At 34.9% G+C, this 21,765-nt stretch carries 23 protein-coding genes; 11 read left to right on the top strand and 12 right to left on the bottom strand.

The features are described 5' to 3' along the window. Window positions 1–188: 188 nt before the first annotated feature. The 10 genes from nagA to H3T83_RS06310 all read right to left on the bottom strand — a co-directional run bounded on the left by nagA (window position 189) and on the right by H3T83_RS06310 (window position 9,245). Complete coding sequence (nagA, locus tag H3T83_RS06355) at window positions 189–1,349, bottom strand: N-acetylglucosamine-6-phosphate deacetylase (protein WP_198195908.1); 1,161 nt, start codon at window positions 1,347–1,349, stop codon at window positions 189–191. Continuing rightward, on the bottom strand, window positions 1,339–1,776 hold the full coding sequence (agaF, locus tag H3T83_RS06350) for a PTS galactosamine/N-acetylgalactosamine transporter subunit IIA (protein WP_198215374.1): 438 nt from the start codon (window positions 1,774–1,776) through the stop codon (window positions 1,339–1,341). The genes nagA and agaF overlap by 11 nt, the downstream gene beginning before the upstream one ends. Window positions 1,777–1,784: 8 nt before the next feature. Beyond that, a complete protein-coding gene (locus tag H3T83_RS06345; protein WP_065614705.1) occupies window positions 1,785–2,681 on the bottom strand; it encodes a PTS system mannose/fructose/sorbose family transporter subunit IID in 897 nt (298 codons plus the stop codon). Continuing rightward, window positions 2,671–3,453, bottom strand: coding sequence for a PTS N-acetylgalactosamine transporter subunit IIC (gene agaW, locus H3T83_RS06340; RefSeq protein ID WP_065614704.1), 783 nt, complete (start codon window positions 3,451–3,453; stop codon window positions 2,671–2,673). Before agaW ends, H3T83_RS06345 begins: the two co-directional genes overlap by 11 nt. 16 nt (window positions 3,454–3,469) lie before the next feature. Then, window positions 3,470–3,958 carry a PTS N-acetylgalactosamine transporter subunit IIB gene (gene agaV / locus H3T83_RS06335; protein WP_065577868.1) on the bottom strand — a complete coding sequence of 163 codons (489 nt, stop codon included), beginning with the start codon at window positions 3,956–3,958 and terminating at the stop codon, window positions 3,470–3,472. A 44-nt stretch (window positions 3,959–4,002) separates the two neighbouring features. Next, window positions 4,003–5,169, bottom strand: coding sequence for an SIS domain-containing protein (locus H3T83_RS06330; RefSeq protein ID WP_065577867.1), 1,167 nt, complete (start codon window positions 5,167–5,169; stop codon window positions 4,003–4,005). A gap of 51 nt (window positions 5,170–5,220) precedes the next feature. Further along, window positions 5,221–6,027, bottom strand: coding sequence for a transcriptional repressor AgaR (gene agaR / locus H3T83_RS06325; protein WP_232351123.1), 807 nt, complete (start codon window positions 6,025–6,027; stop codon window positions 5,221–5,223). Between the two features lie 368 nt (window positions 6,028–6,395). Further along, window positions 6,396–7,556 carry an ABC transporter permease gene (locus H3T83_RS06320; RefSeq protein WP_198192313.1) on the bottom strand — a complete coding sequence of 387 codons (1,161 nt, stop codon included), beginning with the start codon at window positions 7,554–7,556 and terminating at the stop codon, window positions 6,396–6,398. Next, a complete protein-coding gene (locus H3T83_RS06315; protein WP_198215373.1) occupies window positions 7,553–8,689 on the bottom strand; it encodes an HlyD family secretion protein in 1,137 nt (378 codons plus the stop codon). The genes H3T83_RS06320 and H3T83_RS06315 overlap by 4 nt, the downstream gene beginning before the upstream one ends. 58 nt (window positions 8,690–8,747) lie before the next feature. Beyond that, window positions 8,748–9,245 carry a MarR family winged helix-turn-helix transcriptional regulator gene (locus H3T83_RS06310; protein WP_065614700.1) on the bottom strand — a complete coding sequence of 166 codons (498 nt, stop codon included), beginning with the start codon at window positions 9,243–9,245 and terminating at the stop codon, window positions 8,748–8,750. Window positions 9,246–9,706: 461 nt separating this feature from the next. On the opposite strand from H3T83_RS06310, the gene rplU reads away from it, so the two are divergent. The 4 genes from rplU (at window position 9,707) to cgtA (ending at window position 12,513) form a co-directional block, all read left to right on the top strand. Continuing rightward, on the top strand, window positions 9,707–10,015 hold the full coding sequence (gene rplU, locus H3T83_RS06305; protein ID WP_065577863.1) for a 50S ribosomal protein L21: 309 nt from the start codon (window positions 9,707–9,709) through the stop codon (window positions 10,013–10,015). A gap of 15 nt (window positions 10,016–10,030) precedes the next feature. Then, a complete protein-coding gene (gene rpmA / locus H3T83_RS06300) occupies window positions 10,031–10,291 on the top strand; it encodes a 50S ribosomal protein L27 (RefSeq protein ID WP_034883716.1) in 261 nt (86 codons plus the stop codon). An 87-nt stretch (window positions 10,292–10,378) separates the two neighbouring features. Beyond that, window positions 10,379–11,344 carry a DMT family transporter gene (locus tag H3T83_RS06295; protein WP_086356662.1) on the top strand — a complete coding sequence of 322 codons (966 nt, stop codon included), beginning with the start codon at window positions 10,379–10,381 and terminating at the stop codon, window positions 11,342–11,344. Continuing rightward, window positions 11,344–12,513, top strand: coding sequence for an Obg family GTPase CgtA (gene cgtA / locus H3T83_RS06290; protein ID WP_198215372.1), 1,170 nt, complete (start codon window positions 11,344–11,346; stop codon window positions 12,511–12,513). Before H3T83_RS06295 ends, cgtA begins: the two co-directional genes overlap by 1 nt. A 336-nt stretch (window positions 12,514–12,849) precedes the next feature. On the opposite strand, the gene smrB is transcribed toward cgtA, so the two are convergent. Together smrB and nth are read right to left on the bottom strand one after the other, a co-directional pair. Further along, window positions 12,850–13,395 (bottom strand): endonuclease SmrB, encoded by a 546-nt coding sequence (gene smrB, locus H3T83_RS06285; RefSeq protein WP_065577860.1) that lies wholly within the window; start codon window positions 13,393–13,395, stop codon window positions 12,850–12,852. A 6-nt stretch (window positions 13,396–13,401) separates the two neighbouring features. Then, complete coding sequence (gene nth / locus H3T83_RS06280) at window positions 13,402–14,040, bottom strand: endonuclease III (RefSeq protein ID WP_065577859.1); 639 nt, start codon at window positions 14,038–14,040, stop codon at window positions 13,402–13,404. 262 nt (window positions 14,041–14,302) lie between these two features. Between nth and putP the strand changes: the two genes are divergently transcribed. From putP to H3T83_RS06245, 7 genes are all read left to right on the top strand, one after another. After that, window positions 14,303–15,796, top strand: coding sequence for a sodium/proline symporter PutP (gene putP / locus H3T83_RS06275; RefSeq protein ID WP_065614696.1), 1,494 nt, complete (start codon window positions 14,303–14,305; stop codon window positions 15,794–15,796). A 51-nt stretch (window positions 15,797–15,847) separates the two neighbouring features. Beyond that, window positions 15,848–17,119, top strand: coding sequence for a tyrosine--tRNA ligase (gene tyrS / locus H3T83_RS06270; RefSeq protein WP_199283287.1), 1,272 nt, complete (start codon window positions 15,848–15,850; stop codon window positions 17,117–17,119). A gap of 4 nt (window positions 17,120–17,123) precedes the next feature. Then, complete coding sequence (pdxY, locus tag H3T83_RS06265) at window positions 17,124–17,990, top strand: pyridoxal kinase PdxY (protein WP_086364942.1); 867 nt, start codon at window positions 17,124–17,126, stop codon at window positions 17,988–17,990. Between the two features lie 58 nt (window positions 17,991–18,048). Beyond that, window positions 18,049–18,489, top strand: coding sequence for a RodZ family helix-turn-helix domain-containing protein (locus H3T83_RS06260; protein ID WP_065577855.1), 441 nt, complete (start codon window positions 18,049–18,051; stop codon window positions 18,487–18,489). A gap of 86 nt (window positions 18,490–18,575) precedes the next feature. After that, complete coding sequence (gene ispG, locus H3T83_RS06255) at window positions 18,576–19,685, top strand: flavodoxin-dependent (E)-4-hydroxy-3-methylbut-2-enyl-diphosphate synthase (protein WP_065577854.1); 1,110 nt, start codon at window positions 18,576–18,578, stop codon at window positions 19,683–19,685. 24 nt (window positions 19,686–19,709) lie between these two features. Beyond that, window positions 19,710–20,987 (top strand): histidine--tRNA ligase, encoded by a 1,278-nt coding sequence (hisS, locus tag H3T83_RS06250; RefSeq protein ID WP_086356660.1) that lies wholly within the window; start codon window positions 19,710–19,712, stop codon window positions 20,985–20,987. Between the two features lie 23 nt (window positions 20,988–21,010). Next, window positions 21,011–21,745 (top strand): tetratricopeptide repeat protein, encoded by a 735-nt coding sequence (locus H3T83_RS06245; protein WP_198215371.1) that lies wholly within the window; start codon window positions 21,011–21,013, stop codon window positions 21,743–21,745. Window positions 21,746–21,765 lie beyond the last annotated feature (20 nt).

Raw genomic sequence — 21,765 nt, 5'->3', positions numbered from 1 at the left:
CCATGATATTGCTTGTGATAAGTAGGAGGTAAACACCAATAATTATTTCAATTAAATAGTATATTTTTACTCTATATTACTTATCGATCCTTATATAATAAGAGGAAAGAAAATAGATTTAATAGATATGTAGACGCCTACACGATTAACCCTTATACCTCTTATTTTATTAAAAAGCGTATAGTTTTTTAAATCAAAATATTGCTAAGATCATCTGATGTTTGATAAACAACATTACCATTTATAATGGTTGCAACAATTTGATTATCATCATTTAATAATACTAAATTGGCTAATTTGTTTGGCGCAATACTACCTAAAGTATCATCAATCCCTAATGCTTTAGCTGGATAATAACTACCATGTAACCAAGCCTGTTCGAAAGGTATATTAGTATAATCAGCAAAATTAGTTACCGCACGCTCAAGGGTCAACGTGCTACCAGCTAAACCACCATTATCAGTCCGAACAACATCATCTTGCATATGTACTAGTAATTTACCTAAATAATAATCGCCATTTGGCATTCCTGTTGCTTGCATTGCATCGGTAATTAGTAACAGATTTTTTCCACAACATTTATGGGCGATTTTAATCGCTGCTGGATGAACATGGTGGCCATCGGCGATAATTTCAGTTTGACAGTTATCGATACTTAATGCTGCACCAACAACGCCCGGTTGTCTATGATGTAATCCAGACATGCCGTTATAGCAATGTACCACGCCGCTTGCGCCAGCTAATATTGCATCTTTAATTGTTTGATAGTCGGCATTAGTATGTCCTAACATAACGCGGATTTTTTGTTCATTTAACCACTTGATAATAGAGAGGGCATTGGGGTATTCTGGTGCTAAAGCTATACATTTCAAAGTTCCTTCAGCTAGCGATAACCATTTTTCAATTATTGCACGATCTGGTGCACATAGAAACTCTTCAGGATGAGCGCCCTTATGTATATCACTAAAAAAAGGCCCTTCTAAATACGAACCTAATAATGTGGCACCTGAAACGCCTTTTTTTATACTGTTTTTAACTTGTATTAATGCAGCTTCAATCTTTTCATAACTTTCAGTTACTGTTGTTGCTAAAAAAGCACCAACGCCGCGTTTTGCTAAAAAACAGCTTATGGTATTTAATGATTCATGAGTAGCATCCATAGTGTCAGCGCCCATGACGCCATGAATATGGGTATCTATGAGCGCTGGTAACAGTTTTATTTGGTTCGTACAAGGTTTCTCACTAGGCTGAATATCAATAATTTTTCCATTATTAATACTGATAATTGCATTATCAATCCAACCAACAGGTGTTAAAACCTTTTGAGCACAAATTTGTTTAAATTCCATCAGAACATTCCTTATCAATAGTTGACTGTTTTTGATGTTCATGCCATAAGCTAGTTATTGTTTGCCTACCATTTTCAATAGTTTCTTGACGAATGGTTGTAATATCTAAATTTTCACGTAGTAACAAAATTTCAAGTAAAAGCGGCATATTAATACCACCAATTACCTCAATATTTGGGTGTTGATAACTTAAAATCGCCGATAATCGAAATGGAGAACCGCCGACAATATCTGTTAAAAACAAGACACCATCACCACTATTAGTTTCTTGATATGCTTGGTGCAATTGTTCCTCTAATTGTTCACTACTCATACCATCAGGAAAATTTATAGCCGTAAATTGTGGTTGTTTACCAATAATTTGGCTGGCGGCTTCGTAAAGCCCGGTAGCAAAGCTACCGTGACCGGTTAATATTATCCCTAACATAATTTCCTCTATAAAAATCCAACTAATTTACCTACAACACCAATAATAACGGTTAATCCAATTAATTTTACTGGTGAGAAATTACGTTTCATTAAACTATAAACAATTAAGGTAAAACCAAGTGGTAATATATTTGGCATCAATTTATCTAATACATCAGCTTGTAGCGCAACATGAGCCTGTCCTGCATTTATTTCTAACGGTGTAGATAAATGTACATACGAAGCAACTAATGCTCCTATTACTGTCATACCAATTATAGATGCAGCATGTGAGATACGTTTTGTGTGTGTTTTTAATAAAGGTAAAGCACTGGTACCGGCATGATAACCATAATGAGCTAAACCAAAACGTAAACCAAAATGCACAATATTAAACATTAGTAGGAAAATTATTGGTCCAAAAAAGCTACCTTCTAAAGCTAACGATGCACCAATTCCAGCACATATTGGTAGTAAAGTTAACCAAAATAATGCGTCACCGATTCCACCTAATGGTCCCATTAACGCCACTTTCACTGCGCGTATAGTTGAAATATTTTCTTTGCCTTTCTCCATGGCAAGAACTAACCCTGAAAGGAAAGTTACGTCAAAAGGATGGACATTAATAAATTCCATATGCATATGCATCGAATTTTTAAGGTCATCTTTGTTTTTATGTATTTTACGTAATGCTGGCAAGATAGTATAAAGCCACCCTCCAGCTTGCATACGTTCATAGTTGAACGATGCTTGTAAAGCAAGAGAACGAAATGCCATCCGGTTAATATCACCTTTGGTTAGTGTTACATCTTGGCTTTGATCATAAAAAGTATCGGCTGTGGCTTTGCTTGTCGCTAATGCTTGTTCCATACGTTTTGCTTCTTTCTCGGCCATTTTTTTATCATGATCGTTATTAAATTCCATCTTCCACCTCCACTGAATCTGAGCTTACTGGCTTGTTACTATCGTTGTTTTCTCGGCCATAATTAAAGAAATCAATCATTGCTATAGCTAAAGCGCCTAATGCAATTGCTAAAATTGGCAAATTAAGGAAAGTCACACCAAGAAAACCTAAAATGAAATAAGCAATATAGGTTTTTTTCATCATAATTTTCATTAGCATTGCAAAACCGATGGCAGGCATCATACCTCCAGCAACACTAAGACCATCAAGCAACCATTGTGGTGATTTCTGAACTAGTGCTGTTGCTGCATCAGCACCAAAGTAGATAGGTAAGAAAGCAACAATAAAATAGAAACCAAAAAGAATAATCATACCAAGATAGTTAACCCATTCAATTCCTTTAAAATTGAGTTGATCAACGAAACGATCACATTTATGCATCATTGGTGAGTATATGGTGAATAAAATAGTGATACATCCTTGTACTGCAATAGCAAATGGTACGGCAATACCTATTGCAACTTTAGGATCTGCATGAGTTAAGATTGCAAAACTAGTACCTATCACACCACCGATAACCACATTAGGTGGTTGTGCCCCTGCTAACGGTACCATTCCCATCCATACCAGTTCTAATGATCCTCCAACATATAAACCGGTTGTAACATCACCTAAAATTAATCCAACTAACGGCCCTATTACGATAGGTCTGTGTAAATGAGTCAGGCCATCAAATAAATCTACGCCAGCTATACCGGCTAGAAGTCCAATTAATAATGCATCCATTAACATAGTATGCTCCCTCAAGTTAAGATAGATTGATTAAATCCGCTATTTTTTCGCCAGCTTCATCAGGTACTCGGCGGATTTCACAAGTTACGCCTAATTGTTCAAGTTCTTTAAATGCTGCGATATCTGATTCATCGACAGAAACTGTTTTATGAATTTGTTTTTTACCTTCGGAAAAATGCATATTGCCAACATTGACAAATTTGATTGGTACGCCGCCTTTAACGAGGGTTAATACATCTTGTGGTGTTTTACAGACAATGAAAATTTTTTGCCTTTCTGCTGCTTTGCCAATAATGTCGATAGTTTTTTGTAAGGTAAAATAACGAGTTTGAATGCCTTCAGCGACAACCATGTCCATTAGATTTTGTTGGACTGGATCTTGCGAAGCACTGTCATTGGCGACTAATAATAGATTCGCACCAAGTGCATTAACCCAAGTTACGCCAACTTGACCATGAACTAAACGATTATCGATACGTGTCATAAGAATATTAGGTGTGCTCATTGCTATTAAGTCCTTTAGTTTATTTGTTTAACATATTCAGATGATTAATTTTTATTAAATGGATAAATATTAACGCCTTTTACTACTCGATTGACTTCTCCTGTTGGACAAGGGTTATCTGGAGTCAATCCAAGATAAAGTGATTTTTCAAACGCTAACATTTGTGCGAAAACTAGATAAGGAAATATCAACCAACAATCAGGGAGTTTGCTATCCACCGATAATATTTGTTGATCAATACTCTCTTGACTTGTTAGTGCAATGACGTCAGCAGCAATTTTGTCATGAACAAGTTCATTAAATAGGTCAATATCGTATTGGTGAACATATGGTTCGCTTGAGAAAAAACAGACAACTAAACTTTTTTTATCAACCATAAATTTTGGACCATGACGTAGTCCTAATATTGAATCGAAGCGGGTTGCTACTTTACCGGCGGTTAATTCTAAAATTTTTAATGCAGATTCTTGTGCAATACCTGTGAAGCAGCTACTACCAACATAGATAACGCGATCATGTTCTTTACCAGCTAACTGTTTGGTTATTGATTGCCAGCTTGAAAGCTTCTCTTCACAAATACTGGCAATTTCCATTACTGCATTGTGTGCTTTTTCTAAATCAACATTGTCTAGCAATAAAAGGGTGGCAAGCATCATACTACTAATACTCGATGTCATTGCGAAACTTAAGTCATGAGTTCCTTCAGGCATGACCAGATGTAAAATACGCTTAGAATTATTTTCTTTTGCCGCATACTCTGTTAATGCGCAGGTTGGGTTACAGGTTAAAAATAGATGATAACAGTCAGAAACTATTTGATCTGCTAATTTGACTGCAGCAACACTTTCTGGACTATTTCCGGATCGCGCAAATGAGACAATTAACGTTTTTTTATTTGGTGATAAATATTGCTGAGGATTAGTGACAATCTCTGTTGTAGCATAAGCGTGAACGTTACGATGAGTCTGTTCTCTTAGCCATGGTGCTAGAGCAACACCACCAAAAGCGGATGAGCCTGCTCCGGTCAAAATTATTTCTAGATTTGGATCGGAAAGTAAAGGTTGTAAAAATGATTGTAACTGATTTTGCTTTTGTAAAATGATTTGTAATAAATTTCGCCAAATTTGTGGTTGTTGACAAATTTCTTTCGCAGTATGTTGAGCTCCGTGTTGTTCTAACCAATCTAACGAATAATTCAAATATTTTTGCATAATCTATATCCTTCTATATCCTTTTTAATCATTTCAATAAATTTATAACGTTTAATCATCTACAATTACTACATTTATTCCTAATTTATGTAATTGTTCTAGATAATCTTTTGGAATTTCTGTATCAGTAATTAGGGTTTTAATTAGATTAATTTTTTCAATCGTACAGAAACTTTTACGACCGAATTTTGTTGAGTCAGTCATTGCGATAATTTGCCCAGAAACTTGACACATTACTCTGTTAACATTGGCTTCACCGAAATTTGGTGTTGTAATACCAGCATCTAGATCAAAACCATCAACACCTAAAAAAAGTTTGTCAAAATGGTACATTCTTAATTGTTGTTCTACTGTAGGACCGGAAATGGAGTAAGCTTTTTTTCTGATGTTACCACCAGCAATAATTACTTCTATGTCGTTATTAGTTGATAATTCATAGGCAATATTTACAGCATTAGTAAAGACAATTAAGTTCTTTTTGTTACGTAAATAGGGAACCATAGCTGCTGTTGTCGATCCTGAATCGAGAATGATTCGGTCTCCATCATTAACCATTTCAGCAGCTCGCTGAGCAATTTTATTTTTTATGATCGAATTGATACGGCTTTTGTCTAATAATGGCTTATCCAATGCAAAGGATTTATTTAACATTGCGCCACCATAACAGCGCAATATACAACCTTTTTCTTCAAGGTGTCTTAAATCGTTTCGGATGGTAACGCTAGATACTTTAAATAATTTACTTAATTTATTAACTGATACGGTATTCTCTGTATCGAGTAAATGAATAATTTTTTCTCTACGTTGCAAAGTATTGATTATTTCTTTATTCATTTTTACCACTCGTTCAACTTTCATTCCTTTATTAAATTTAAACATAGATAAGGGATCGAAAAATGATAGATAGGTCACAAAACTGATTATAAAAGGAAAAATTGAAATATTATTTTCATTTGAAACGAAACGAAAGGTTTCAATGTGAAAGATAAACAATAAAAAGGAGATTAATATTATTATTCAAAAATTTAACTTAAAAGAGAAATCACATAAAAGAAAGTAAACTAAACAATAAATGAATATTCGCTTTCACTGTTTAATGTGATCTATATCACAAATTTATGAATGTAATTGATTATAAGGTTGTTAATTGAAAATTATAATCAAGAGAATACTGCAGTTGATATTGAAACACCGATTGGTGTTTCAATAATTTATGAGGTTATTTTTTATTCTGGTTGGCTATTTTTACTGCGATTAACAAACATCATTACGACAAAAGCAATAATTGTTAAATAGATAATGAAAATACCATATGTAGATAGCATATCGATAAATGAACGTCCGCGGATGCCTATATCACGAAAAAAGCGAAATAACCAAACTAATGGAAAGGCATGACTAACATAAAATGCCCATATTGGCATAATACCTACAGCCATGGTTGAACCACCCATAATAAAACCGGGAGGGACAAGGAAAATCATTTTACTAGCTCCTTCGCCAGGATGGTTAGTTTTCCAAGATAGTAGTAAACCTAACCAACCAAAAGCTAAACCAGTCATAAAAATGCTTGGTACGAAAGTAAAATAGTTACCATCAAAGCGTAGTTGACCAAATATTACCAATATTGCCGTGATTAAGGTTAAAGCCGTTGTATAAAATAGGGCATAAGGCACTGTTCTGGCTAATAATGGTAAAAAACCACGTTCAATTACTGTATTCCACATCCCCATGGTTTTTAATCGACCAATAATCATTAACGAGGTTAAACCATAGGTTAATGATGAAAAGAAGTAAACAAAATAGATAATAGTGGATATTGTTGATGAACTAGCTGGATTAAACATGGTTCTCGTTTTTAATTGCATTGGTGATAAGGTCGCTTCTGTTGCTTCTCGACCTAGTCCTAATGCTGCGACTTTACCAACACTTAATTCTGCACCTGATTCAGGGATAATTTCATTCAGGCTTTGCATTACTTTAGCATTTTGGGCATCATTTGAGTCATCAGCAAAATAACCTAATTTAACCGTCTGATCACCTTTTTTTAACGATTTTTCTAACCCTTTAGGGATATATAACACGCCTAAATTACGATCATGAGAAACCAATGTAATTGGATTAACTGGCGATCGAATCACTTCTGTTATTTCAATAAATGGTGACGTATTTACCTTACTGATTAATTCAGTTGAATAATTAGAACCATCAAGATCAATAACGGCGATTTTTCCTTCAAAAACTGAACCATGGCTCAGAACAATTGAAAAAATAAGTGATACGATTGCTGCTAAACCTAAGCACACTTTATAATAAGGAATGAAGTGGCCTGATAACATAGCATCAAGCTCTTCAAGCATAGATTTAATGATGTTTTGTCGCATCATTGATCAACCTCAATTGTCATACCGGTTAATAGTTGTGGAATAGATTCCATATAGATTCTGACTTGGTAAGATGTTAAATCAGCCTGTCCTCGTTCTCGAGTCATGCGTAAGTCAGCAAATGATGGCGCAGCAGTTGCAAATCGAACGGTGCCTTTTACGGTTTTATCTAATGCGATAACATTCGCCTTCACCTTTGTGCCTGGTTGATAATCATTGACCATTTTTTCATTAACATAGATATCGACATATTTGCGATCAGTTTCTAATAATACAGCTGGTGCTCCAGCAGGTGCCATCTCACCATCTTCAAACATCAGTTTTAGAACTTTACCATCTTCTGGCGCAACTAATGTTAGTCGATCGTAATTGACTTGTAATTGTTTTAAATCAGCTTGAGCTTGTGCTAATTGCGCTTTAATTTGAGCAAGCTGATTTTGACGATTTTGCAGTTTTTGTCGATCAATAGTAATCGATTGCAATGTCATACCTGTGGCATTTCTAGTTTGTTCAAACTGGTTAATTTGCTCTGGAGTTGCGCCAATCATTAAGGTTGATAATTGGCTTTCAATCTGTACAACCTGCATTTTGGTACTAATGTAGACATTTCGTGCAGCATCAAGTTGTGATTGAGAAGTACCGCCCGTTTTTCTTAATTGAGTATGGCGTTGAAATTCAGTATTAGCTAGATCACGAGCAGACTTTGCCGCTTCAAGGTTAGCTTTAACTTCCTCAATTTTTCGCCAAGTTGATAACTCATTAAGATTGATTTCATTTTCAGTGATTTCGATTGCTGCTTGTTCTTGATTAACAGCAGCAGTTTGACTATCAACTAATGCTTGCAAGCGATCAATTGATAGCTTGGTATCAATATCTTCAAGTTGCATTAATGGGTCGCCTTTTTTAACGAATTGTGATTCTTGGACAAAGCGTTTAATTACTTTTCCACCTACATTTTGAAAGGCAACATTGATTTCGTCAGCGGTTAATACCCCTGATTTGATACTTTTAGCAACAGTTACTGCATCATTTCTTGAACCAAGACAAATTAATGTAGATCCAAATAGAAGTAGCAATAAAAATATAGCAGGAATTTTAATGTTTTTGGGTAAATTTAAGTTTAATTTATTTTTCATTTATTTAGTCAGCTAAGTATATTGTTAAAATATCATGATTATGAATAATTATTGGCAATTATTTACGCAATAATTTGCGTAACATTGCAATTAAAGATTCCTGCTCTTGTGGATTTAAGACTTGAGCAAAAGCACGAATCGATTTTAAGTGATTAGGTAATGCCTTTTGGATAAGATTTTCCCCTGTTGCAGTAAGGGTGATTAGTCGAGAGCGGCCATCTTCTCCACTTTTGGTCATTGATATTAAAGGATCGGGTGCTGCTAACATTCGTTTCACCATTACCGAAACGGTTGCTGGTGTTACGCCAACTCTTAATGCTAACTCGCTAGCGCAAGTTTCTCCTTCACTATATAGTGACATTAACAAGGCAAATTTTCCTTCAGATACATCATAATCTTTGGCTAGTTGTGCATAAATATTTGATCGAATTAAATCGGCGGTGGTGATTAAACTTAAGACAAGATCAACGCCTGAAACCTCAATAATTTCATCATTAAATCTTTGTGCTTTTGCTAAAGTTTCGCGAGAAGGAAGTATTCTTGAATTGTAATTCAATTGTCATTACCTAATTTATTTAGTCGGCTAATTATACTTATTTACCACTAATTGGCAATCCTTTTTTATGGCTATTTTAATGTACTAATTGAATTAGTTATTTTCAGTGCTATCGTAAATTTTTTGAGAAAAGTATAAGTAATGTTATATAGTTGTTCATGTTAACTTTTATATATGGATTTTTTTTCATCAATAGTTGTTTGAATTGATAATAACTATACTAATAGTTATAGTCCCTATTATTTTTAACAATCAATATTGTTCAAATAAATAATAATTTAACTATATTGTAGTGTGAAAATTGCTGGTCTAAGATCTTTTTTGTGACTTTTTGCGATCTTTTATTAAACAGCGCTTGCAACAAGCATAAATTTTGCGTAAAATTCACGCCCTATAAGATTAATCAATGCAGACATATATTTTTAATCAGGAATCGTCTGCTTTTTATTGCGGAGTTAAGTATGTACGCAGTTTTCCAAAGTGGTGGTAAACAACACCGAGTTAGCGAAGGACAAGTCGTTCGCTTGGAAAAAATTGAAGTCGAAACAGGTTCAGAAGTTGTTTTCGATAAAGTTTTAATGGTAGCAAATGGTGAAGACATCAAAGTTGGTGCTCCGTTTGTTGAAGGTGCAACAATTAAAGCAGAAATTGTTGAGCACGGTCGTGGCGAGAAAGTGAAAATTGTTAAATTCCGTCGTCGTAAACACTATCGTAAACAACAAGGTCACCGTCAGTGGTTCACTGATGTGAAGATCACTGCAATCGCTTAATAGGAGTATCGAACAATGGCACATAAGAAGGCTGGTGGTTCATCACGTAATGGTCGTGATTCCCAGAGTAAACGTTTAGGTGTTAAACGTTATGGTTCTCAAGAAGTTCTTGCGGGTAACATTTTAGTTCGTCAACGTGGAACTCAATTCCACCCAGGTACTAACGTAGGTTGTGGTCGTGATCATACCCTATTCGCTTTAGTTGATGGACAAGTTAAGTTCGAAGTTAAAGGACCTAAAAATCGCCGTTATGTTAGTGTAGTTGCTAACAGCTAATAAATTAGCGGTTTAAGAAGTTATAGAAGCCTCACAGTTATTGTGGGGCTTTTTTCATTTCTTGAAATTTATATAAATTAATTCATTATGATAAAACAGCAAAATGTTAAATTAGGTTTTGCATTAGCCATGTTAACAGCCGTTATGTGGGGACTAGTGCCAATTGCTATGAAATATGCATTAGTTGTTATTGATCCATTAACATTAGCTTGGTCACGATTAAGTATCTCAGCTATCGGTATTACACTATGGCTGGCTTATAAAAAACAGTTTCCTAATTTAGCTATGTTCAAAAAACGTCGCCGTTTTATCTTATTGATGATTGCTGGATTTGGTCTACTCGGTAATTTTGCACTTTTTGCCACAGCTGTTCAGTATTTATCTGCAACTACTGCTCAGGTTGTTGGCCAAACTGGAATTGTAATATTTATGATTTCCAGTGCTTTTATTTTCAAGGAGAAATTGAGAACGACTCAAATTATTGGTATTACTATATTGTTAATTGGGTTAGGGCTATTTTTCAATGAAAATCTAGCCGATCTTTTTGCTAATATGTCTTCATACGGTAAAGGAGTGTGGTTGGCTTTATTAGCTTCGGTTTCATGGGCATGTTATGCATTAGCACAAAAAGTATTATTAAAAAAATTACGTGCAGAACAGCTACTTTGGTTGATTTATCTTATATGTAGTATCTTTTTATGGCCACTAGCATCACCGACTAAAATTGCTAATGCTGATTTTAGTCAATTGTTTGCAATTATTTTTTGTGGGTTAAATACCATTATTGCCTATGGTGCTTTAGTGATGGCAATGGAACGTTGGCAAGCGGCGCAAGTAAGTGCTATAACAACATTAACCCCACTTTTTGCGCTGATTTTTTCAGATCTATTTGCTTTACTATGGCCAGAAAAGTTTGCAATGCAATATTTAAATATTATAGGTTATATTGGCGCGGTATCGGTGGTGGCAGGTGCTATGTTTGCAACAGTTGGACACCATTTATGGCAACCAAGAAAAGGCTGGCTAATTAACCGCAATAAAGAGGACAAATAATGAAATTTGTAGATGAAGCTTCAATTCGCGTCGAAGCTGGTGACGGTGGTAATGGCTGTGTTGGTTTCCGCCGTGAAAAATATATACCTAAAGGTGGTCCTGATGGTGGCGATGGTGGCGATGGTGGTGATGTATTTTTTATTGCTGATGAAAATCTAAATACACTTGTTGATTTTCAATTTGAAAAAAACTATCGCGCTGAACGTGGTCAAAATGGCCAAGGTTCAGATTGTACGGGTAAAAGAGGTAAAGATATTACCGTTAAAGTACCAGTTGGTACACGCATAACCGATAAATATACCGGTGAAATTATTGGCGATCTCACTCATCATCAACAAAAAGTTCTGGTTGCTAAAGGTGGTTTTCATGGACTGGGTAATGCCCGTTTTAAATCCTCAGTCAACCGTGCGCCAAGACAAAAAACCGATGGTACGCCAGGTGAAAAACGCGATGTTTTATTAGAACTGTTATTACTTGCCGATGTTGGTATGTTAGGTCTACCTAATGCAGGTAAATCAACGTTTATTCGTAGCGTTTCAGCAGCAAAACCAAAAGTAGCTGATTATCCATTCACAACTTTAGTACCGAGTTTAGGTGTGGTAAGAATGGATAATGAACAGAGTTTTGTGGTTGCCGATATCCCCGGGTTGATAGAAGGCGCATCAGATGGTGCAGGGCTTGGAATTCGTTTTTTAAAACACCTTGAACGTTGCCGTGTGTTAGTGCATTTAATTGATATTGCACCAATTGACGGTTCAGATCCGATTGAAAACGCCAAAGTTATTATTCAAGAATTACATCAATATAGTGAAAAGTTAGCCAATAAACCGCGTTGGTTAGTGTTTAATAAGATGGATGTATTAGGCAGCGAAGAGAGTGAAAAACGAGCAGCCGAAATTGCCCAAGCTTTAAATTGGGATGATAAATATTATGTTATTTCGGCAGTTAACCGTGAAGGTGTAAAAGCATTATGTTGGGATTTAATGGATTATATTACGGCTCATCCTCGAGAGGCAGAACAAGAGGAAACATCGCCTGAAAAAGTTGAATTTATGTGGGATGATTATCATCAACAAGCAATGGATGATGCATTTGACGACGACGACGATGATTTTGATGATTGGGATGAGAGTGATGAAGAGGGTGTTGAGTTTATCTATCAAAAATAAAACTATTCCCAAAAGTTAATTATAATGGTTTGTTTATAGTTAAATATTCCAAAAAGCAGGGGCAAATCACCCTGCTCTTCTCAATTATATTCCTTATAAAAACAAAATGTTAATATAAAAACACATGTTAAACTGACAAAGTTTTGTCATTTTTTTGAAAATAGTCAAAAAAATAACTTGCTTTTAATAATGAGAATGATTATCATTCAATTGTACTTTGTTAGAGCGTCGAAAGACTTCTAAAAAAGTATGACATTGCTCACATTGCTTCCAATGTTTGCCAGCCTAGTAAAACTAAGCTGGCTTTTTTATTGTTTACTATATATCTATTAGTAATTATCTTAGATTAACTGATGGATTATTGATATCAAATAAAACTAATAATGCCGCGTTACCACCAAACTCTTTTGGTGCTTGATGGAAACAAATTACATGTGGATGTTGGGCTAACCACATTGGCGTTTGTTTTTTTAATATGTTTTTTCCATGTCCATACATAATACAAGCACAATTGGCATTTTCACGTAAACAAGCAGCAATAAGTGCAGCGATTTCTTTTTTTGCCTCTTGCTGAGTTAATCCATGTAGATCTAAAAAAAACTCAGGTAAATAAAATCCTCGTCGCAATTTTTTTAATTCATTAGTATCCGCATTTTCACGAATGTAACGAATAGGATCTTCTTGTAATAGTGGTTGGTAATCATCAGAAAAGTAAAATTCATTATTTACTTTTTCATGTTGAAGCTTTTTATTATCAATTAGCTTTTGAGATCGTTTTACTGGTTTATGAATAACGGTATCTTGTTTAAGTTGTTTGGCATTCCCAATACTACTTTTAAACAAGTTGATATCTTCATCTTCTAATTTAAATTTATTTGGCATTGATTTTTACTCTGGATAAACTTTTTCTTTATATTCACACAAATCTTCAATAACGCAAGATCCACAGCGCGGCTTCCTAGCTATACAGGTATATCGACCATGTAATATTAACCAATGATGACAATTTATTTTATACTTATCTGGAACCACTTTAAGTAGTTTTTCTTCGACAGCTTCAACCGTTTTACCTGGTGCAAATCCTGTTCGATTACTTACCCTAAAAATATGCGTATCGACAGCAATAGTTGGCCAACCAAACGCGGTATTTAAAACTACGTTAGCTGTTTTTCTTCCTACACCAGGTAGCGCAATTAATGAGTCAAAATTTTCAGGCACTTCACCTTGGTATTTATCAACCAAAATCTGACAAGTTTTGATGATATTTTCAGCTTTACTATTATATAAACCGATGGTTCGGATATAATCTTTTAATTTATCGACGCCTAACGCCAAAATTTGTTCAGCGGTATTTGCGATAGCAAATAATGGTTTAGTCGCTTTATTCACACTAACATCAGTGGCTTGAGCTGATAATACGACAGCTATAAGTAACTCGAATGGTGTTTTATATACCAATTCAGTTGTAGGATCTTTAATATGCTCTTTTAATCTTTCTAAAATTTCAATTCGAGTTGATTGTTTCACAATATTTTATAAATAAAAAAGTTAATCAATATTATATACATTATATGATATTTTACCTTAGGATATATTGAGTTTTTATATAGGTTGAAACTATTAACAATGTATCTATTTAAAAAATTGAAGATATTTTTATTTTGTGGATTGAATTGTAATACTAGCTTTTATAGTTAAGATAGATATAGCAAAATCGCCAGCTTTTTAGCAGGGGCTTTTTATGATAAGCTAGCCAACTATTTTTTAATTTCATCGATCAAGGTTTATTATAAAAATGTCATTACCAATGATTGTCACCTTTGCTGTTTACATATTAGGAATGATTGCGATTGGTTTCTTTGCATTTCGTGCAACACGAAACTTTGGTGATTATATATTAGGTGGACGTCGCATAGGCAGTGTAGTTACTGCACTTTCTGCTGGTGCTTCTGATATGAGTGGTTGGTTATTAATGGGATTACCGGGTGCAGTATTCTTATTTGGTATCTCGCAAAGCTGGATAGCTATAGGATTAATAATTGGCGCTTATCTAAATTGGTTGCTGATTGCCGGTAGATTAAGAGTTTTCACTGAGATAAATCATAATTCATTAACTTTACCTGACTATTTTGCTCGTCGATTTGATGACAATAGTTCACTATTAAGAATTATTTCAGCAGTAATAATTTTAATCTTTTTTACCATTTATTGTGCTTCAGGTGTAGTTGCTGGCGCTAAATTATTTGAAAGTACATTTGGGCTTAGTTATGGCTGGGCAATGCTAGCAGGTGCTGGAGCGACAATTGCTTATACTTTTATTGGTGGTTTCTTAGCGGTAAGTTGGACCGATACAATTCAAGCAAGTTTAATGATGTTTGCTCTAATCTTAACACCAATTATGGTAATGATTAATGCTGGTGGTTTCACTGATGCAATGGCTAACATTCAATCATTAAATCCTGATTATACAAATATCTTTGCTCATATGGATTTGATTGCCATTATTTCATTGTTAGGTTGGGGACTTGGTTATTTTGGTCAACCACATATTTTAGCTAGATTTATGGCTGCTGATTCTCATGAAGTAATGAAAAATGCTCGTCGAATTAGTATGACATGGATGATTTTATGTTTAGCTGGCGCAATTACAGTTGGTTTCTTTGGTATTGCTTTTTTTGCTAATAATCCTAACTTAGCTTATCTAATTGATAATGGGAAACATGAACGTATTTTTATTGAATTATCCAAATTACTGTTTAACCCATGGATTGCTGGTATTTTGCTAGCAGCTATTCTAGCCGCAGTAATGAGCACCTTAAGTTGTCAATTATTGGTTTGTTCAAGTGCATTGACAGAAGATTTTTATCGCGCTTTTATTCGACCAAAGGCTAAGCAGCGAGAATTAGTTTGGGTTGGCCGTGTAATGGTGTTATTAGTTTCTGTTATTGCTATTTTATTAGCGATCAATCCTAATAACAGTGTACTTGATTTAGTTAGCCATGCTTGGGCTGGTTTTGGTGCCGCATTCGGTCCGATTGTTGTATTCTCGGTGTTTTGGGCTCGAATGACCCGCAATGGTGCATTAGCAGGTATGATAACTGGTGCAATTACGGTCTTGCTTTGGATTAATTTTAATTGGCTTAATTTATATTCACTAATTCCTGGCTTTTTATTTGCGTCAATAGCAATCATTATTTTTAGCTTATTAGATAAAAAACCGAACGAAATAGTTGAAGACCATTTCAAACAAGCGTATAAAAAATACCACAATAAAACAGTATAGAATTTAATTAAAGTAGAATATAAACGTAACAAATTTAATAGGTAAAATATCATGACAAAAAATGTGATCAAACAACTGCAAGAGCGTGGACTGATTGCTCAACTTACTGATGAAAAAGCGTTAATGGAACTGATTGAGCAAAATCCTATTGCACTATATTGTGGTTTTGATCCAACCGCTGATAGTTTGCATCTTGGTCATTTAGTTCCATTGCTTTGTTTGAAACGTTTTCAATTGGCTGGTCATAAGCCAATAGCTTTAGTTGGAGGTGCGACAGGATTAATTGGCGATCCAAGTTTTAAAGCTGTTGAACGTAAGCTCAATACTGAAGATACGGTAATTGAATGGAGTGAAAAGATTAAACAACAAGTATCGCCATTTTTAGATTTTGAATGTGGTGATAACGCTGCTATTGTTGCCAACAACTATGATTGGTTTGGTGGCATGAATGTTTTATCTTTTTTACGAGATATTGGCAAATATTTTTCGGTTAATGCAATGATTAACAAAGAATCCGTTAAACAACGGATTGACCGTGATGAATCAGGTATTTCTTTTACTGAATTTTCTTATAGTTTGTTACAGTCTTATGACTTTGCAAGTCTTAATAAAGCACATAATGTTGTGTTACAAATTGGTGGTTCTGATCAATGGGGTAATATTACTGCTGGTATCGATTTAACCCGTCGTTTACACCAGAAACAAGTATATGGTTTAACTGTACCATTAATTACTAAATCTGATGGAACTAAATTTGGTAAAACTGAAAGTGGTGCTGTATGGCTAGATCCGAAAAAAACCAGTCCATATAAATTTTATCAATTTTGGATTAATACTGCTGATGCTGATGTTTATCGCTTCCTTAAATTCTTTACTTTCATGTCATTGGAAGAAATTGATGCTTTGGAAGAAGAGGATAAAAACAGTGGCGTTGCACCGAGAGCTCAGTATGTCCTTGCCGAACAAGTGACTCGATTAGTTCATGGTGAAGAAGGACTAACAGCGGCAAAACGTATTACTGAAAGTTTATTTTCTGGTAAATTAACCGATTTATCTGAAGCTGATTTTGAACAATTAGCTCAAGATGGCATGCCTACAGCCAGCATTGAAGGTGATGTAGATCTACAACAAGCTATTGTTAATGCTGAGTTTGCACCGTCAAGAGGGCAAGCAAGAACAATGATTGATTCCAATGCTATTTCTGTTAATGGTGAACGTAACTCAACAACAGATTATCGTTTTTCTGATAGTGATAAGTTATTTAATCGTTACACATTACTGCGTCGAGGTAAAAAATACTATTGCTTGCTTATTTGGAGATGATTTCATGAAAAATATTTTATCGATTCAGTCTCATGTTGTATTTGGTCATGCAGGTAATAGTGCTGCTGTATTTCCAATGCGTCGCTTAGGTGTGAATGTTTGGCCATTAAATACGGTACAATTTTCAAACCATACTCAATATCGGCAATGGACTGGAACGGTAATGCCTGCATCTCATTTAACCGATATCGCTGATGGGATTAATGCTATTGGCGAATTACAACGATGTAATGCCGTATTAAGTGGCTATATGGGGTCACCAGAACAAGGTAATGCAATTATTGAAATTGTGAAAAAAGTAAAAGCTGAGAATCCTGAAGCAATTTATCTTTGTGATCCTGTAATGGGGCATCCCGAAAAAGGATGCTTTGTCGCTCCTGGTGTAGCAGAATTTTTATGTAATACAGCTTTACCCATATCAGACATGATGGCACCGAATATTTTAGAATTAGAAGAACTTAACGGTAAACAGCCGATAAATAATGTCAGTCAAGCAATCTCAGCATGCCATTCAATTTGTGAAAAAGGGCCTAAAGCAATTTTAGTTAAACATTTAAGTCGAGCGGGCTATCAACAAGATCGTTTTGAAATGTTGTTAGTAACAGAAAATGAAGCTTGGCATATTGATCGGCCGTTAGTCGATTTTGGAGTCAAACAACCAGTTGGTGTTGGCGATATGACTAGTGGGTTGTTTTTAGCAAATATTATGCTTGGTAAATCTATGGTTGAAGCATTTGAGCATACTACATCGGCGGTTTATGCGGTTATGCTTGAAACATTAAGACAAAATGAATATGAATTGCAATTAGTAGCCGCACAAAATGAAATAGAAACCCCTAAACAGTGGTTTAAAGCAAAAAGAATTGATTAATTGCGAAAATATGTAAAAATAACAAAAAATTGCGGATAGTAAGACAATGAGGGGATTAATGGAAGACAGTATTTCATTGGGTAAGATTCTTTCCGATTTAAGAAGTAATATGGGTTTATCGCAAAAAGATATTGCTGAACAAATTCATGTTAGAACGGCAGTCATTTCTGAAATTGAAAATGATCAGTTACTTCATGCCCCTTTTGTTTTTGTTAAAGGTTATATTCGTTCATATGCCAATATTGTTGGCTTATCAGCAGATGAATATCAACCTCATCTCGAAATTTTAGCTAAACAATATTTAGTAAAAGAAACTAAAAAACCTAAACCAATATATAGTAAAACAAAACGTAGTAAGAAACCGTTCTTTTTTGGCTTGTTTGCTTTAGTTTGTGCATTAGGTGTTGGCTTATACTATGTCAATTCACAAAATAAAAGTAACTTTATTGAAGTTAGTCATTATATTTCTCCACAGCCTTCAGATCGCGTTAACAGTTAGCAAATTTTCTTATTCACATACAGACATTTGTCTTAAATCTTGTTAAGATTGCGTCCTAGTTATTTTGTAATATGATTAGGCATCTTATGAGTCATCAAGAGTCACCAATTATTAGGCGAGAATCAACCCGAATTTACGTTGGTAATGTGCCAATAGGCGGTGGTGCGCCGATTGCTGTGCAATCGATGACGAATACTCGAACGACCGATGTAGAAAAGACAGTAGCTCAAATTCAAGCTCTTGAGCGTGTAGGAGTTGATATTGTTCGAGTTTCTATTCCAACTATGGATGCTGCAGAGGCGTTTAAAATAATTAAGCAACAAGTAAAAGTTCCACTTATTGCCGATATTCACTTTGATTATCGCATTGCTTTAAAGGTTGCTGAATATGGTGTGAATTGTTTACGGATTAATCCCGGTAATATTGGTAATGAATCACGGATTCGCTCGGTTGTTGATTGTGCTAAGGATAAAAATATCCCGATCCGAATTGGTGTAAACTCTGGTTCGCTGGAAAAAGATATTCAGGAAAAATATGGCGAGCCGACACCTGAAGCGATAGTCGAATCTGCTATGCGACATGTAGATATACTTGATAGGCTAGGTTTTGACCAATTTAAGGTAAGTGTAAAAGCTTCAGACGTTTTTACTGCTGTTGATTCATACCGATTATTGGCAAAACAAATTAAGCAACCTTTGCATCTAGGAATAACCGAAGCTGGTGGAGTGCGTAGTGGTGCGGTAAAATCAGCGATTGGGCTTGGCTTATTATTATCGGAAGGGATTGGTGATACATTAAGAGTTTCCCTTGCAGCTGATCCAACGGAAGAAGTTAAAGTTGGATTTGATATTTTAAAATCGCTACGTATTCGAGCTAGAGGTATTAATTTTATTGCTTGCCCAACCTGTTCAAGGCAAGAGTTTGATGTAATTAGTACTGTTAATACATTAGAACAGCGACTAGAAGATATAATAACACCAATGGATGTATCGATTATTGGTTGTGTTGTGAATGGTCCGGGCGAAGCTTTAGCCTCTACAATGGGTGTTGCTGGCGGTCACAACAAAAGTGGTTTTTATGAAGATGGTGTGCGCATAGGGCGTATTGATAATGAACAAATGATAGATGAGTTGGAAGCTAAAATTCGTGCTAAGGCATCAATTTTAAAAAATAGAATTGCAACAACTGAACTATAACTTTATTAGATAGCGAATAAACAAATGGCAGAGAAAAAAATCCAATCAATACGGGGAATGAATGATTTACTCCCGAATGAAAGTGCAACATGGCAACAAATTGAAAAAATTGTTAAAGGTGTACTAAATAGTTATGGTTATAATGAAATTAGAACACCAATCGTTGAAGATACAGCACTATTTAAACGTGCAGTTGGTGAAGTTACCGATATTGTTGAAAAAGAGATGTATACTTTTAATGACCGTAATGATGAAAGTATTACTCTCCGCCCTGAAATTACAGCTGGTTGTGTACGAGCTGGTATTGAACATGGTCTATTTTATAACCAAGAACAACGACTATGGTATTTAGGGCCGGCATTTCGTTATGAAAAACCGCAAAAAGGGCGTTATCGTCAATTTCATCAATTTGGTGTTGAAGTCTTTGGCCTTGAAGGACCTAATATTGATGCCGAGCTTATCTTATTAACAGCACGTTTTTGGAAAGCACTTGGTATTGAAGAGCATACAACACTTGAACTTAATTCTATTGGTTCAGTTGAAGCAAGAGCAAATTACCGTAATGCTTTAGTCAGTTTTCTTGAGCAACATAAAGATAAATTAGATGAAGACTGTTTACGTAGAATGTATACTAACCCATTACGGGTGTTAGATTCAAAAAATCCTGTTATTCAAGAATTACTTAATCAAGCACCAAAATTATTTGATTATTTAGATGAAGAATCTAAACTTCATTTTGATGGTTTGTGTCAATTATTAGATAGTGCAGGAATAAAATATAATATTAACCAAAGATTGGTGCGTGGTTTAGATTATTATAACCGTACCGTTTTTGAGTGGGTAACGAATAGTTTAGGGGCTCAAGGTACAGTTTGTGGCGGTGGACGCTATGATGGTCTAGTTAGCCAACTTGGAGGACAACCCACACCAGCAGTTGGTTTTGCCATGGGGGTTGAACGTTTGGTATTATTAGTACAAGCAGTTAATCCTTCATTAAATCGAGATAGTTCAATTGATATTTATATGATATCTTCGGGGGATGAAAAAACGATAGCTGCAGCTCAAAAAATGGCAGAAGTACTCCGTGATGGGTTAACTGATAAGCGAATTGTGACTAATTACGGTAGTAGTAATTTTAAAAAACAATTTGCCAAAGCGGACAAATTAGGTGCTAAAATAGCTGTAATTATTGGCGAAAACGAAATTACTAATCAATCAGTTACAATTAAAAATTTACAAACAGGCGAACAAGTTGAAGTTGCAGAAAAAGAGATTGTTCAAACTTGTTTAGCAATATTGTAAATTAAGGAAAATAGGAGAAAAACGTGAGTCATCAATTGTCTGGCGAAGAACAAGTTTCAGAGATAAAAGAATTTCTTGCTAAAACGTGGAAAATCATTGTTGCGGTTATTGTAATTGGATTACTAGCTTTTTATGGCTGGCGTTATTGGCAGTCTTATAAATTAGAAAAAGTGATAGAATCTTCCGATCATTATGAACAATTAATTGCTAAATTAGATAATAATAATCCTGATTCAGTTAATGAATTAGTCTCTTTTGCTAAAGATAATAATACTATTTATAGTGTTTTTGCTAATTTTAGAGCAGCAAAATTTTATGTAGAACAATTAAAAGATTATGCTGGAGCAGAAAAATTACTTACAGATACGTTAAGTAAAATTGATTCAGATATCATTAAATCAATAAGTTATATTCGTATTGCAAAAATACAATATCAACTAGAACATTATCAAGAAAGTTTGGCGACTTTAACTAAAGTAACCGAAAAAAGTTGGGCGCCGGTAGTTAATGATATTCGTGGCGATATATTGGTGAAAATGAACAATTACAATGAGGCTGTGGCGGCTTATAATGTTGCATTAAGTTCATCACCTACTCAAGCCTTAGAGCAAAATATCAAAATGAAGTTAAATCAAGCTCAATATCTTAAAGATAAACAACAAGCTGAACAAGCTAAACAAGAAGAAGCTGCCGCTAAGGAAAAAGCTAAGCAAGAAGCTGAAGCCCAAAAAAACGCAGCTAAAGAAAATGAAGATTAATTTATCCTGATATAAGGATC

Origin of the sequence: Gilliamella sp. M0320 (assembly GCF_016101635.1) — a bacterium.
GTDB lineage: Bacteria > Pseudomonadota > Gammaproteobacteria > Enterobacterales > Orbaceae > Gilliamella > Gilliamella apis.
This window is presented reverse-complemented; position numbering and strand designations above follow the sequence as displayed.

What these genes read in the sequence shown, in the direction of transcription:
- H3T83_RS06345 (WP_065614705.1), bottom strand. Translation starts at nt 2,681, where the DNA reads ATGGAATTTAATAACGATCATGATAAAAAAATGGCCGAGAAAGAAGCA.
- nagA (WP_198195908.1), bottom strand. Translation starts at nt 1,349, where the DNA reads ATGGAATTTAAACAAATTTGTGCTCAAAAGGTTTTAACACCTGTTGGT.
- ispG (WP_065577854.1), top strand. Translation starts at nt 18,576, where the DNA reads ATGAGTCATCAAGAGTCACCAATTATTAGGCGAGAATCAACCCGAATT.
- cgtA (WP_198215372.1), top strand. Translation starts at nt 11,344, where the DNA reads ATGAAATTTGTAGATGAAGCTTCAATTCGCGTCGAAGCTGGTGACGGT.
- hisS (WP_086356660.1), top strand. Translation starts at nt 19,710, where the DNA reads ATGGCAGAGAAAAAAATCCAATCAATACGGGGAATGAATGATTTACTC.
- H3T83_RS06260 (WP_065577855.1), top strand. Translation starts at nt 18,049, where the DNA reads ATGGAAGACAGTATTTCATTGGGTAAGATTCTTTCCGATTTAAGAAGT.
- H3T83_RS06295 (WP_086356662.1), top strand. Translation starts at nt 10,379, where the DNA reads ATGATAAAACAGCAAAATGTTAAATTAGGTTTTGCATTAGCCATGTTA.
- rplU (WP_065577863.1), top strand. Translation starts at nt 9,707, where the DNA reads ATGTACGCAGTTTTCCAAAGTGGTGGTAAACAACACCGAGTTAGCGAA.
- H3T83_RS06320 (WP_198192313.1), bottom strand. Translation starts at nt 7,556, where the DNA reads ATGATGCGACAAAACATCATTAAATCTATGCTTGAAGAGCTTGATGCT.
- agaF (WP_198215374.1), bottom strand. Translation starts at nt 1,776, where the DNA reads ATGTTAGGGATAATATTAACCGGTCACGGTAGCTTTGCTACCGGGCTT.
- agaR (WP_232351123.1), bottom strand. Translation starts at nt 6,027, where the DNA reads ATGAAAGTTGAACGAGTGGTAAAAATGAATAAAGAAATAATCAATACT.
- H3T83_RS06330 (WP_065577867.1), bottom strand. Translation starts at nt 5,169, where the DNA reads ATGCAAAAATATTTGAATTATTCGTTAGATTGGTTAGAACAACACGGA.
- smrB (WP_065577860.1), bottom strand. Translation starts at nt 13,395, where the DNA reads ATGCCAAATAAATTTAAATTAGAAGATGAAGATATCAACTTGTTTAAA.
- tyrS (WP_199283287.1), top strand. Translation starts at nt 15,848, where the DNA reads ATGACAAAAAATGTGATCAAACAACTGCAAGAGCGTGGACTGATTGCT.
- H3T83_RS06315 (WP_198215373.1), bottom strand. Translation starts at nt 8,689, where the DNA reads ATGAAAAATAAATTAAACTTAAATTTACCCAAAAACATTAAAATTCCT.
- agaW (WP_065614704.1), bottom strand. Translation starts at nt 3,453, where the DNA reads ATGTTAATGGATGCATTATTAATTGGACTTCTAGCCGGTATAGCTGGC.
- rpmA (WP_034883716.1), top strand. Translation starts at nt 10,031, where the DNA reads ATGGCACATAAGAAGGCTGGTGGTTCATCACGTAATGGTCGTGATTCC.
- pdxY (WP_086364942.1), top strand. Translation starts at nt 17,124, where the DNA reads ATGAAAAATATTTTATCGATTCAGTCTCATGTTGTATTTGGTCATGCA.
- agaV (WP_065577868.1), bottom strand. Translation starts at nt 3,958, where the DNA reads ATGAGCACACCTAATATTCTTATGACACGTATCGATAATCGTTTAGTT.